Consider the following 13,289-nt stretch of genomic DNA (forward strand, 5'->3'; position numbering starts at 1 on the left):
TAACCAATTTATTTAAGTTTGCTGATGATGAAAAATGTAATCCTTGTCTTGTTTTTAATTGTAGCACAATTTGTAGTGGCTCAACCAGATTCACTTTATTTTAAACCAAAAGTAGAAACGGTTGCTGGTCCAAAGTGGACACAAGAAAATAAAGCGAGTTTTGATTTAAGTGAAGTTGCTTTTGTGAATTGGAATTCAGGAGGTAGTAATTCTATAACTGCTTTACTAGGGGTTGCATCAATCTTAAATTATGAGCAGAATCATTTTAAATGGAAAAACACCGCTAATATCCGCTATGGTATCAACAGGCAACAAGAACAAGATTTAAGAAAAACTGAAGATTTATTTGAGTTGTCTTCAGCAGTGAGTTATCGAAGAGATACATTAAGTAATTGGTTTTTTTCAGGAGGTTTTAATTTTAAAACTCAGATAACTAACGGATATAATTATCCAGATAAAAAACAGCCCATATCTCAATTTATGGCACCAGGATATTTATATTTTGGAGGAGGAGCAGAGTATGGGAAAAATATTGAAACATTTTCATGCTATTTATCTCCTTTAACCTTTAAATCTACTTTTGTATTAGATGATTATCTGGCAAATTTAGGATCTTTTGGTGTTACACCTGCAGTTTACGATGCTGATGGAAATATGATTAAAGAAGGGGAGCATGTGCGTACAGAGATGGGGATATTAGTAACCAATTCTTATCAAACAACACTTTTTGAAAACGTATCTGTAGTGAATCAAGTAAGTTTATATACCGATTACCTTAACAGTTTTGGGAATTTAGATGTAGATTGGGAAGTGGTTTTTGATTTTAAAGTAAACAGTTACATGCGCGCCACTTTAGGATCGCATTTAAAGTATGATAATGATGTGAAAACTTATGTTGCTACAGAAATTGAAGACGAATTTGATGAACGTGGAGCAAAAGTACAATGGAAACAATTACTAGGAGTTGGTGTTGTTGTTGATTTTTAATATAAAAATCACTTCCTGTAAAATTATGTTGTATATTATTTAATAATAGATATTTAGTCCGTTTTTATGCCCGAAATAAAAAAGCTTTTTAGTATTGCAGCACTCCTTTTTGTTTTGAGTTGCATTTCGGCTAATACCTTTGATAGAGTGTATTATGAATACATAAATTGCACTATAGTTTTGGTGTTATTTGGGGCCTTTTTGTTTTACAAATGTTATAAAAACCGTTCTTTATTACTCATATTTATTACCAATGTACTTATGACGTTTTCAAGCGCTTATTATGATATTGCTTTATTTGAGGTGCTTACAATCATATTAAAATTGCTTTCAGCTTTTTTATTACTTATTTATATATTTCCGAAGCAAAAAAACATTAAAACAAGTTCTGTTGATGTATTTACCTATCTTTATTTAGTTATTATTAATGGGTATTTAATTTATTGTTTAGTCACTATGGTTACCCCTTATATGGACGTGTCTTTCTTAGATAATATATTTTATTTTTATGCACTTGTACTTGTCTGTTTAGGTATGGCAGCGTTTAGATATTTTTTAAAAGGGAACTTTGGTAGTAAGTCTTTTTCAATGTTAGTCACCTTTTTTGTGTTATCAGATATTGTGGGAATGTTGGCATATTATTTAAGAGTTTATAGCCTATTTTATGCAGAACGCTTATTTTATATTTTAGCGTTAACATATTTAATTATTCATACTATTAAAGTTCTAAAACCTGAAACTCATCCTCAAAAAATAGAAGATTAATTTAATTTTCCAGCAGTTAAATAGTTGTAATCTTCTAATTCTTTTACATTGCCTATAAGTTTACTGCATCCGTTTTTAATAAGATAGATTTCATCTGAAACATCTATAACATTCTTGTAAGAATGATCTGTAAGAATAATAATTTTATGTTGTTTTTCTTCGGAAATTAAAGCCTTGAATTTTTCGATGTAAAGTGGTGCCACAGTAGAAAATGGCTCATCTAATAAGACTATTTTATGATCTCCTTTTAATAAAAGAAACACCTCTAATACTCTAAGTTCTCCACCCGATAAATACTTTGCTTTTTTATGTTCATATATAGAAAATGCAGGAAACAGAACTACAAAATCTTGCCAATTTACCTTTAGTAATTTAAATACTGTTTTAAGTCTTATAGCACTTGGGACACACGTGTATTGTGGGAGTAAACCAATAAGTTTAGTTTGGTATAAAGGTTTTATAATTGGATAATTATCAATTCTTATTAGTTTGTATTTTGATTTTAAATCACCAAATATAATATGAAGTAAACAACTTTTACCACAACCGTTATGTCCTAAAATGCCTGTAACTTTTCCTGCTTCAGCTTTTAGGTAAATCCCATTAAGTAAACATTTATCTTTAAAATACAACTCTATATTATCAACCTCTAAAATCATATGAATTCTTGTATTAATAATAAAAAAGCTAATGTGATTAATACATCAATAATATAAAGTGAAAAGAAGAGCTTAAACGGTGAGATACCTAAATTTTTATAAAAAATTAGTTTTCTTTTATTAGGGGTCTCATTTATAAAATACCATAAAAATATTGTTAGAAATAACTTCGTGATTATTGCCGGAAAAACATGAGGGTTCACAGTAGTAATCGCAATATTAATTGCAAAAGACCATAAGTAAAATGGTTTGTAAAATAACAATATGGCTCCAAAGTGTTGCATAATATATAAAAACGAACATTTCCTTTCTTTATTTTATTATGAAAGACAAATTGCATTTGTCCTTATTAAAGTCTATAACAATTCATAAATTATCGTATTTTTGTTGCTCAATTTAATAAGGCAGATGTTAGATAAATTACAAATAGTAAAACAACGTTTTGATGAGGTTAGCGATTTAATTATCCAACCCGATATTATTTCAGACCAAAAACGATACGTTCAACTTAACAGAGAGTATAAAGATTTACGCTTGTTAATGGATAAGCGTGAAGAATACATAGAGCTTACAGAGAATTTAAAAGAAGCTGAAGAAATAATTTCAGACGGAAGTGACGCAGAAATGGTTGAAATGGCCAAAATGCAATATGAAGATGCAAAAATTGGAATTCCTAAGTTAGAAGACGATATAAAAGTATTACTAATACCAAAAGATCCTCAAGATTCTAAAAACGCAGTTGTAGAACTTCGTGCAGGAACAGGTGGAGATGAAGCAAGTATTTTTGCAGGAGATTTATTTAGAATGTACACTAAATACTGTGAAGGTAGAGGGTGGAAAGTAGATACTGTAGATTATAGTGAAGGAACCAACGGAGGATTTAAAGAAATTCAATTTGAAGTTTCTGGAGACGATGTGTATGGTACATTAAAGTTTGAAGCAGGTGTACATCGCGTGCAACGTGTACCACAAACAGAAACTCAAGGTCGTGTTCATACCAGTGCTGCAACAGTTATGGTATTTCCAGAAGCCGAAGAATTTGATGTTGAAATTAACCCGAAAGATGTACGTATAGATTTTTTCTGTTCTTCAGGTCCAGGGGGTCAGTCGGTAAATACAACATATTCGGCAGTACGTTTAACTCACGTTCCAACAGGATTAGTTGCACAATGTCAAGATCAAAAATCTCAACATAAAAATAAAGAGAAAGCCTTTAAAGTATTACGTTCGCGTTTATACGATATGGAGTTAGCTAAGAAAAATGAAGAAGATGCTGCTTTACGTGGTACAATGGTAACTTCGGGTGACCGTAGTGCGAAAATTAGAACTTACAATTATTCACAAGGTCGTGTAACCGATCATCGTATTGGTTTAACACTTTACGATTTAAGTAATATTGTAAATGGAGATATCCAAAAAATTATTGACGAACTACAATTGGCAGACAACACAGAGAAACTGAAAGCTAATACCGATATTATTTAAATATAAAAAGAGCCTCTTCTAGAGGCTTTTTTTAGTTTTAAGAATTAAACAATCTTCACCAAAGAATTTTAATTCATATAAATGAAGTAACTATTTATAACATGACAACACAGCAACTAACTGAACAAATTTTAAAAAAGAATTCCTTTCTATGTATAGGATTGGATGTTGATTTAAATAAAATACCTAAGCATTTATTAGAATTAGAAGATCCTATTTTTGAGTTTAACAAAGCCATTATTGATGCTACTCATCACTTATGTGTGGCCTACAAACCTAACACCGCATTTTACGAAGCTTACGGAATTAAAGGTTGGCAAGCACTTGAAAAAACCATTCAATATTTAAATACAAACTATCCCGAAATTTACACCATCGCCGATGCTAAACGTGGTGATATTGGAAACACAAGTAGTATGTATGCTAAAGCTTTTTTTGAAGATTTAGCTTTTGATAGCGTTACCGTGGCACCATATATGGGAAAAGATTCTGTAGAGCCATTTTTAGCCTTCAAAAATAAGCACACCATTATGTTGGCATTAACATCTAACAAAGGTGCATTCGATTTTCAAACCAAAACAGTTGACGGAAAAGAGTTGTATAAACAGGTTTTAGAGACTTCAAAAACTTGGGAAAATTCAGAAAACCTAATGTATGTTGTAGGTGCTACTAAAGCAGAATATTTTACTGAAATCAGAAAGATTGTACCTACCAGTTTCTTACTAGTTCCAGGTGTTGGCGCTCAAGGCGGAAATTTGCAAGACGTGTGCAAGTTTGGTATGTCAGAAAATGTAGGATTGTTAATTAATTCTTCAAGAGGAATTATTTACGCTTCATCCGCAGAAGACTTTGCTGAAGCTGCGGCAAACAACGCAAAAGCACTTCAATCACAAATGGAAACTATTTTAAAACAATAGAAAAACCGTTTTAGAGTTTCTATATTAAAATAATTAAACAATGATAGTTACCGATCAGCTAGGGAAAATACTAGAGTTTAAGTCTACTCCCAAACGTATTATTTCATTGGTGCCTTCTCAAACCGAATTAATTTGTGATTTAGGTTTAGAAGACGCGTTGGTTGGTGTTACTAAATTTTGTGTGCACCCACATGATACCACTACAAACGTGGCACTTGTTGGGGGAACAAAGCAAATTAAAGTTGACATTATTAAGGCGTTAAAGCCTGATGTTATTTTATGTAATAAAGAAGAAAATACGCAAGAAATTGTTGAAACTTGCCAAGAAATAGCGCCAGTTCATATTAGCGATATTTATACTATTAATGACACTTTAGAGCTTATTAAAATGTACGGTGAGTTATTTAACGTTAATGATAAAGCATTACATATTTATAAAGCTATAGAAACTAGTAAAGCAGATTTCTTAACTTTTATAGCTAATAAGCCACAGCGTAAAGTGGCGTATTTTATTTGGAAAACTCCATGGATGGTTGCTGCTTCAAATACATTTATACACGAATTATTACAACTCAATAATTTTGAGAATTCTTTTAAGCATTTATCTCGTTACCCAGAAGTGAGTTTAGAGGATGAAGCTTTACAAAATACCGATCTTATTTTACTTTCAAGTGAACCTTATCCTTTTAAAGAAAAGCATATTCAGTCATTGCAAACCACATTTAAAACCACACAAATACAATTGGTAGATGGCGAAATGTTTTCATGGTACGGTTCTCGTTTATTATTAGCGTTTAATTATTTTAAAATGCTGCATTAAAACGCGGATTGATATTTAAAATCAATTTTTTTACTGCTGAAACTTCGTCTTTAAAGTTTGAGAAATTTTGTTCTAACTGTGTTGAACTAAATGTTTTTTCGATGTTTGGTCTTACAGTTCCTACTTTACAAAAATGTGTGCTCATAATATTCAGGGTTTCTTATATGTACGAGCTAATTATTGTTTCTGGATGTCTGCAAAAGTTAAAACTATGTAAAATTTAAGAAACAACATTTGAGCTTGGATAATCTCTACTTAAAAATTTAAGCTTGTTTAGTTTGTGTAGCAGTTTAATTGCTGCATACTCAGAGATATCACTTTCTGCAGAATCTGTTTGCCTTAAGTTGTAAGATTGCTCCATAAGTTGCTTGTATTTTAATTGAAGTGTTAACTGATGTGCTTTTATTTTTGTCAGTTTTTTCATTAGTTCTAGGGTTTTAGTAAATAAATATATTTAAAATATTGTAAAACAGCAAGTTAAAGTTTTGTTTTTCGATATAAAAAAAATCGATCTAAGAACTAGATCGATTTTTAAACTAACTTTCCTAATGTGGTCTAAGTGAAGTGTATTCTTTTACTAACACTACAAAGATATTGATATACAGGTGATTTCATGTTAAGAGAATATTAGTAAACCATTACATTATAATGAATAAGTTAAACAGTGTTAGTGCGTTATAAGCGTAAAAAAGCCGAACACAATTATGCGTTCGGCTTTTTTTTATAAGTTAAAAGTGATTAGTCTTGTAAAGCAAATACTTTCTTCAATACATCTGTAGATCTAGAAGATACTTTAGTTCTAATGTCTTTTTCTTCAACAGCAATCATAGTGTATACACCTTTTAAAGCTTCAGCAGTAACATAATCTGTTAAATCAGGATTTACATCACTTGTAAAAGGAATAGCGTTGTATTTTGTAATTAGGTTAGCCCAAATTTTATCGGCACCAACTTTAGCAAACGAGTTGTTAATTACAGGTTGAAATTTACTGTATAATTCAGTTTGAGTTTTAGTTGTTAAATAAGTTGTAGCAGCATTGTCTTCTCCTAATAAAATGTTTTTAGCATCATCAAAAGACATTTCTTTTACAGCATTTACAAAAATAGGAGTTGCTTCACTTACGGCATCTTCAGCAGCACTGTTAAGTACTTTTAATCCTTCATCTGCAAGTTTACTAAGTCCTATGTCGCGTAAAGCTTTATCTACTTTTTGTAATTCTTCAGGTAATAAAATTTTCACTAAGCCATTATTGTAAAAACCACCATCTTCGGTTAGTTTGCTTACTTGTTTTTCAATTCCTTGATCTAAAGCTTCTTTTAAACCCGCACTAATATCTAGACTACTAAGTGCTCCATTAGTTTGTGGAAGTTGGTTGACTACGTTCTGTAATTCATCACATGATGTTAATCCAAAAATTGCGAATAAGACGATGTATACTTTTTTCATTATTAATGTTTTTTTTATTAGACCAAAAATAAGTCCAAAAGTTTAATAAGAAAGCTAATAAATGGTAAAAATGTTTTTTTTAGTTAAAAAACTGGTATAGTATTGATAAACACAATTTTTAACATTTATTAATGAGCTATAAATTGTTTGAAAGACTACTTTAGCATGATACTTGATAAAAGTAAGTGAAATCATTTTATAGATAAATAATGATAAATAAAATTTGTTTGAATAAGATTGTCTTGTGTTTTTTTTTAGGACTATTCCCAATTTTAGGGAGTGGTCAAGTAAATGTTGGTGAGTTTGTTCAAAACGCAAAAACAAATACCCACCAAGAACAGGCATTATATTTTATAGATTTTTGGGCTACATGGTGTATTCCATGTGTACCAGCACAAGAATATTTAGGAGTAATGCAGAAACAAAATCCTGATAATTTTTATATCGTCTCAATGTCTAATGAAAATGGCGATAAAGTAGAACGGTATTTAAAAAAGTACCCTACTGATTTGGCTGTTGTATTAGATTATAATAATGAGAATTTTACAAAATATAAGGTGAGAAGTCTACCTCATGGTGTGCTTTTAAATTATAAAGGAGAATTATTATGGGAAGGAAATCCTGCTAACTTTAAGCAAACCGATTTAAATAGGTTTTTAAAAAGAGCAGATAAAACGGTAAAAGTAGATAGTTTTTTTAGAGAGATTAAAAATGAAGTAGCTCCAAAAGAAGTAACTTATATCCCTACAAAAGAAATAGAATTTATTAAGCTTAGTACAGATAATAATAATGAACTTGATATTTCTAATTACGAAAGTTATACTCAAGTTACAGGCAGTTTACAAGAGGTAATCTCTTATTATTTTAAAGTGAATAAAAATCAAATTGTTATGCCTACTTCTTTAAATGAAGTATATACAGCATATGTATCTAAAAATATAGAAAAGGCTATTAATTTTCAATCTAATTTTTTAACCGGTTTAGATTTAGAAGTAGAAAATAGACAAGGAGAAGGAAAAGTGTTAGTTTTAGATTTTGAGACTCCTACACTATGGAATACTCAACAAATAGATTGGGGAACTGATAGTGAACAATATTTAATTAATGATTCAGAAATACAAGCAGATAATGCATCTATAAAAGATGTAATGTACCAATTAAGTTTAGTTTTAGAAATGCCTGTAATAAGCAAGCAAGAGCTCACGGATAATGAACTTCATGATTGGATAGTACATTATAGATTTTATAATTTAATGCAGGCTAATTTGTTTGATAATTACGGTGTCAAATCGGAAATAAAACAGACTTCATTTCCAATATATCAAATATTAAAAAAGGCGCCATAAGGCGCCTTTTTTGTGTGATAAGTATTTTGTTTTAAATCTTAGTTATTTAAGATTCTAAACTCAGTACGTCTGTTTTTTTGGTGCTCAGAATCCGCACAATCAACTCCGTTTGAACAACGGTTAGTTAATCTTGTTTCTCCATATCCTTTTGCAGATAAGCGACTTCTAGAAATCCCTTTAGCAACTAAATAGTTTACAACAGCGTTAGCACGTTGTTGTGATAAAGACATATTGTAAGCATCATTTCCTCTAGCATCAGTATGAGACATGATTTCAATACTAACATTAGAATCTTTTAATAATGGGTATAATTTTTTATCAATAACTGTTTTTGAATCTGTAGTTAAACGCGCACTAGCAGTTTGGTAAAAAATAGGAATAATTGTAGGGTTTAATAATTCACATTCAACTTCTTCCCAAGTTGTAATACCTCCTTTTTTGTCTAAAACAGTACGAGTTACAGTTTCAAATTTAGCAGGAATAGTTTCAGATGTCGTTGTAGCAGGAGTTTCAACTACTTGACGTTTAATTGTTGAATATTCCGCAGGAATTATTGTTTCATCAATACGAGCAGGTGTTTTTATAACACGCTTACTGTATGTTGTTGTTTGTTCAGGAACAGGTATATTATTTGTTGTTACATCTTTAACTAAAGTTGTAAAAGCATAATCTTTAAACTGTGCAGGATATTCAACAAAACAAGCTGCAACGCAATCTTCTTTATTTACAGATGGACAATCGTCAAGGATTTTATATTCCCAACCTGATGTTTTTGGATACATCTCAAATGTTTTTGAAGATTTACCAAAACTAGCAGGTACAATACTTAAATCTGTTCTAGCTTCTTTTTTAATGTATGATACTTCAACGTTTTCATAAACAGCAGGTACGTAAACGTATTTTTTAGTTTCTTCTTTTACTAAAACATTATCTTCTACTGTTTTGTATACAGCAGGAACAATTTTTAATTTAGAATAAGCTGGATAAGATTGAAGTGTTTCTTCTACTTCTTTAAATTGATCTTTCGTAATACATTTTACATAGCATTTACCTGGTTCAGGATTTTCTGGTAAGCCTTGGGCTTGAGCAAAACCTATACCTGTAAAAAGGAATAAGCCTAATAGTAGTTTTTGTTTCATAATAAGTTTGTTATAGTTTAATGAAATGTAGTTTCAGAATGAACTTACATGTATTTAGACACTTAAGTTAATAAAAAGTCACATATTAAACTAACTATCTGTTAATTAGTTTTTTAAATTTCATTGTATTCTGTTTTTTTGACTTTTAAGAAATGAATTATATTTTATTTTAAGTTATAATATTGCAGATAAATCCTGTATTTTTTTGAATATTCCGTAAATTGCAACCTCAAAACTGATTATATATTAAGAATGATACAAGCAACACCATACCAACCCAAACATAAAGTTAGAATTGTTACTGCAGCAGCCTTATTTGATGGTCACGATGCAGCTATAAACATAATGCGTCGTATTATCCAATCTACAGGAGTAGAAGTGATTCATTTAGGACATGATAGAAGTGTAGATGAAGTTGTAAATACTGCCATTCAAGAAGATGTTAGCGCTATTTGTTTAACATCATATCAAGGTGGACATAACGAGTATTTTAAATATATGTACGATCTTTTAAAAGAAAGAGGTGCATCACACATCAAGATATTTGGTGGCGGAGGTGGTGTCATTTTACCTTCGGAAATAAAAGAATTAATGGATTACGGGATTGCTCGTATTTACTCTCCAGATGATGGTCGTGCCATGGGATTACAAGGCATGATTAACGATTTGGTTGAACAATCTGATTTTGCAATTGGTGATACTTTAACTAATGAAGTTGATCTTTTACCTACCAAAAATCCAAAAGCAATAGCAAGAGTAATTTCTTCAGCAGAAAATTTCCCGGAAATAGCAAAAGATGCTTTAGATAAAATTCATCTTAAAAATAAAACATCTAAAACACCAGTTTTAGGAATTACAGGAACAGGTGGAGCAGGTAAATCTTCTTTGGTAGATGAATTGGTAAGACGTTTCTTAATCGATTTTCCAGAAAAAACTATTGGTTTAGTTTCTGTAGATCCTTCAAAACGTAAAACAGGAGGCGCGCTTTTAGGAGATCGTATTCGTATGAATGCTATTAATTCTCCAAGAGTGTATATGCGTAGTTTGGCTACACGTCAATCTAATTTAGCATTATCTAAATATGTAAATGAAGCAGTACAAGTTTTAAAAGCTGCTGAATACGATTTAATTATTTTAGAAACTTCAGGAATTGGACAATCGGATACTGAAATTATGGAACATTCAGACGTAGCTTTATACGTTATGACTCCAGAATTTGGTGCTGCTACACAATTAGAAAAAATTGATATGCTAGATTTTGCCGATTTAGTAGCCATCAATAAATTTGACAAACGCGGGTCGCTAGATGCGCTTCGTGATGTTAAAAAACAATATATGCGTAACAATAACTTGTGGGATATTGCACAAGAAGATTTACCTGTTTTTGGAACTATAGCTTCACAGTTTAATGATCCAGGAATGAATACGTTGTATAAAGCGATTATGGATAAACTGGTAGAAAAAACAGATTCTGTTTTAAAATCTACCTTCCATATTTCAGATGAAATGAGTGAGAAGATTTTTGTAATTCCACCTTCAAGAACACGCTACTTATCTGAAATTGCCGAAAATAATCGTGCATATGATAAAACCGCAAACACTCAAGTTGAAGTTGCTCAAAGATTATACGGAATTTTTAAAACTTTAGAGTCTGTTTTAGAAGCGACTCCAGAGTTAGATAAAGCTGGAATAGCATCAGAATCAGTTATTTCAACAGAAGAAAATAAAGACTTTGTAAGATTGCTTATTTCAGAATTTGATCGTGTAAAACTAAACTTAGACCCTTACAATTGGGAAGTGATTACAGGTTGGGATGAAAAAGTAAATAAGTATAAAAATCCTATCTATAGCTTTAAAGTTAGAGATAAGGAAATAAAAATAGAAACACATTCTGAGTCATTATCACACTTGCAAATACCAAGAATTGCCTTACCAAAGTATCAAGCTTGGGGAGATTTATTGCGTTGGTCATTACAAGAAAATGTACCAGGAGAATTTCCTTACACTTCAGGATTATATCCTTTTAAACGTACCGGAGAAGATCCAGCACGTATGTTTGCAGGAGAAGGAGGACCAGAACGTACCAATAGACGTTTTCACTATGTAAGTGCAGGATTACCAGCAAAACGTTTATCTACCGCTTTTGATAGTGTAACACTTTACGGAAATGATCCAGATTTACGTCCAGATATTTACGGGAAAATTGGTAATGCAGGGGTTTCAATCTGCTGTTTAGATGATGCTAAAAAACTATATTCTGGTTTCGATTTAGCAAATGTTATGACTTCGGTAAGTATGACTATTAATGGTCCTGCACCAATGTTATTAGGATTCTTTATGAATGCTGCCATTGATCAACAATGTGAATTCTACATTAAAGAAAACGGACTAGAGAAAGAGGTAGAAACAAAAATTGCTAAAATTTATAAAGGTAAAACACGTCCTTCTTATAATGGCGATTTACCAGAAGGAAACAATGGTTTAGGTTTAATGCTTTTAGGGGTTACCGGAGACCAAGTTTTACCAGCAGATGTTTATGCCGAAATTAAAAAGAATACTATTGCTCAAGTAAGAGGAACGGTACAAGCAGATATTTTAAAAGAAGATCAAGCGCAAAACACGTGTATTTTCTCTACAGAATTTGCATTACGTTTAATGGGAGATGTACAAGAATATTTTATCGAGAATAATGTCCGTAACTTTTATTCAGTATCAATTTCTGGATATCATATTGCAGAAGCAGGAGCTAACCCAATTACACAGTTAGCGTTGACGTTATCTAATGGTTTCACTTACGTGGAATATTATTTAAGTCGCGGTATGGATATCAATAAATTTGGACCAAACCTATCGTTCTTTTTCTCAAACGGAATTGACCCAGAATATGCTGTAATTGGTCGTGTTGCTCGAAAAATTTGGGCAAAAGCAATGAAGTATAAATATGGAGCAAATGCAAGAGCACAAATGCTTAAATACCATATTCAAACTTCTGGACGTAGTTTACATGCTCAGGAAATTGACTTTAATGATATTCGTACAACGCTTCAAGCTTTATACGCTATTTATGATAACTGTAATTCATTACACACAAATGCGTATGATGAGGCTATTACAACACCTACGGAAGAGTCAGTACGTCGTGCGATGGCAATTCAGTTAATTATAAATAAAGAATTAGGGCTAAATAAAAACGAAAACCCTATTCAAGGTTCTTTTATTATTGAAGAATTAACCGATTTAGTAGAAGACGCTGTTTTATTAGAATTTGATAGAATTACAGAAAGAGGCGGAGTTCTTGGAGCTATGGAAACTATGTATCAACGTAGTAAAATTCAAGAAGAGAGTTTATATTACGAAACGTTGAAACACAACGGAAAATTCCCAATTATTGGTGTGAATACATTTTTAAGTAGTAAAGGGTCTCCTACAGTTGTTCCTGCAGAAGTAATTAGAGCAACAGAAGAAGAAAAACAATTTCAGATTAAAACTCTTGAAAATCTTCATAAATCAAATAATACAGAAGCATTACTAAAAGATTTACAAAAGAAAGCCATTAATAACGAGAATATTTTTGAAGCCTTAATGGATGTTTGTAAAGTATGTAGTTTAGGTGAAATAACAGCTTCTTTATTTGAAGTAGGAGGGCAGTATCGTAGAAATATGTAAACTGAATATCTATTTTCATCATATAAATACATTTCAATAAATAACATAAAAAAGCGTTT

12 protein-coding genes are annotated in these 13,289 nt (G+C 31.2%); 7 read left to right on the forward strand and 5 right to left on the reverse strand.

The features are described from left to right. The first annotated feature begins 27 nt into the window (after positions 1 to 27). Entirely contained in the window at positions 28 to 987 is a 960-nt protein-coding gene (locus tag ACU4C5_RS09860; protein WP_446844041.1) for a DUF3078 domain-containing protein, read from the forward strand. A 261-nt stretch (positions 988 to 1,248) separates the two neighbouring features. Then, positions 1,249 to 1,752, forward strand: a complete 504-nt coding sequence (locus ACU4C5_RS09865; RefSeq protein WP_446844042.1) for a hypothetical protein — start codon at positions 1,249 to 1,251, stop codon at positions 1,750 to 1,752. Here ACU4C5_RS09865 and ACU4C5_RS09870 read toward each other — a convergent pair. Continuing rightward, positions 1,749 to 2,411, reverse strand: coding sequence for an ATP-binding cassette domain-containing protein (locus ACU4C5_RS09870; RefSeq protein ID WP_446844043.1), 663 nt, complete (start codon positions 2,409 to 2,411; stop codon positions 1,749 to 1,751). The two genes, ACU4C5_RS09865 and ACU4C5_RS09870, sit on opposite strands and share 4 nt — an antisense overlap. Positions 2,412 to 2,819: 408 nt before the next feature. On the opposite strand from ACU4C5_RS09870, the gene prfA reads away from it, so the two are divergent. The 3 genes from prfA to ACU4C5_RS09885 all read left to right on the forward strand — a co-directional run bounded on the left by prfA (position 2,820) and on the right by ACU4C5_RS09885 (position 5,633). Then, entirely contained in the window at positions 2,820 to 3,896 is a 1,077-nt protein-coding gene (prfA, locus tag ACU4C5_RS09875; RefSeq protein ID WP_446844044.1) for a peptide chain release factor 1, read from the forward strand. A 101-nt stretch (positions 3,897 to 3,997) separates the two neighbouring features. Next, a complete protein-coding gene (pyrF, locus tag ACU4C5_RS09880) occupies positions 3,998 to 4,813 on the forward strand; it encodes an orotidine-5'-phosphate decarboxylase (protein WP_446844045.1) in 816 nt (271 codons plus the stop codon). 40 nt (positions 4,814 to 4,853) lie between these two features. Then, a complete protein-coding gene (locus ACU4C5_RS09885) occupies positions 4,854 to 5,633 on the forward strand; it encodes an ABC transporter substrate-binding protein (RefSeq protein WP_446844046.1) in 780 nt (259 codons plus the stop codon). On the opposite strand, the gene ACU4C5_RS09890 is transcribed toward ACU4C5_RS09885, so the two are convergent. The 3 genes from ACU4C5_RS09890 to ACU4C5_RS09900 all read right to left on the reverse strand — a co-directional run bounded on the left by ACU4C5_RS09890 (position 5,617) and on the right by ACU4C5_RS09900 (position 7,079). After that, positions 5,617 to 5,778 carry a hypothetical protein gene (locus ACU4C5_RS09890; protein WP_446844047.1) on the reverse strand — a complete coding sequence of 54 codons (162 nt, stop codon included), beginning with the start codon at positions 5,776 to 5,778 and terminating at the stop codon, positions 5,617 to 5,619. The genes ACU4C5_RS09885 and ACU4C5_RS09890 overlap by 17 nt on opposite strands. A gap of 75 nt (positions 5,779 to 5,853) precedes the next feature. Next, complete coding sequence (locus ACU4C5_RS09895) at positions 5,854 to 6,057, reverse strand: Lacal_2735 family protein (protein ID WP_446844048.1); 204 nt, start codon at positions 6,055 to 6,057, stop codon at positions 5,854 to 5,856. Between the two features lie 314 nt (positions 6,058 to 6,371). Then, positions 6,372 to 7,079: a DUF4197 domain-containing protein gene (locus ACU4C5_RS09900; RefSeq protein WP_446844049.1), complete on the reverse strand. Its 708-nt coding sequence runs from the start codon at positions 7,077 to 7,079 to the stop codon at positions 6,372 to 6,374. Between the two features lie 227 nt (positions 7,080 to 7,306). Between ACU4C5_RS09900 and ACU4C5_RS09905 the strand changes: the two genes are divergently transcribed. Further along, complete coding sequence (locus tag ACU4C5_RS09905) at positions 7,307 to 8,425, forward strand: TlpA family protein disulfide reductase (protein WP_446844050.1); 1,119 nt, start codon at positions 7,307 to 7,309, stop codon at positions 8,423 to 8,425. Between the two features lie 38 nt (positions 8,426 to 8,463). On the opposite strand, the gene ACU4C5_RS09910 is transcribed toward ACU4C5_RS09905, so the two are convergent. Continuing rightward, positions 8,464 to 9,564, reverse strand: coding sequence for an OmpA family protein (locus ACU4C5_RS09910; protein WP_446844051.1), 1,101 nt, complete (start codon positions 9,562 to 9,564; stop codon positions 8,464 to 8,466). Positions 9,565 to 9,816: 252 nt separating this feature from the next. Between ACU4C5_RS09910 and ACU4C5_RS09915 the strand changes: the two genes are divergently transcribed. Continuing rightward, positions 9,817 to 13,230: a methylmalonyl-CoA mutase family protein gene (locus ACU4C5_RS09915; protein ID WP_446844052.1), complete on the forward strand. Its 3,414-nt coding sequence runs from the start codon at positions 9,817 to 9,819 to the stop codon at positions 13,228 to 13,230. Positions 13,231 to 13,289: the final 59 nt, after the last annotated feature.

It is taken from the genome of Lacinutrix undariae (assembly GCF_052934785.1).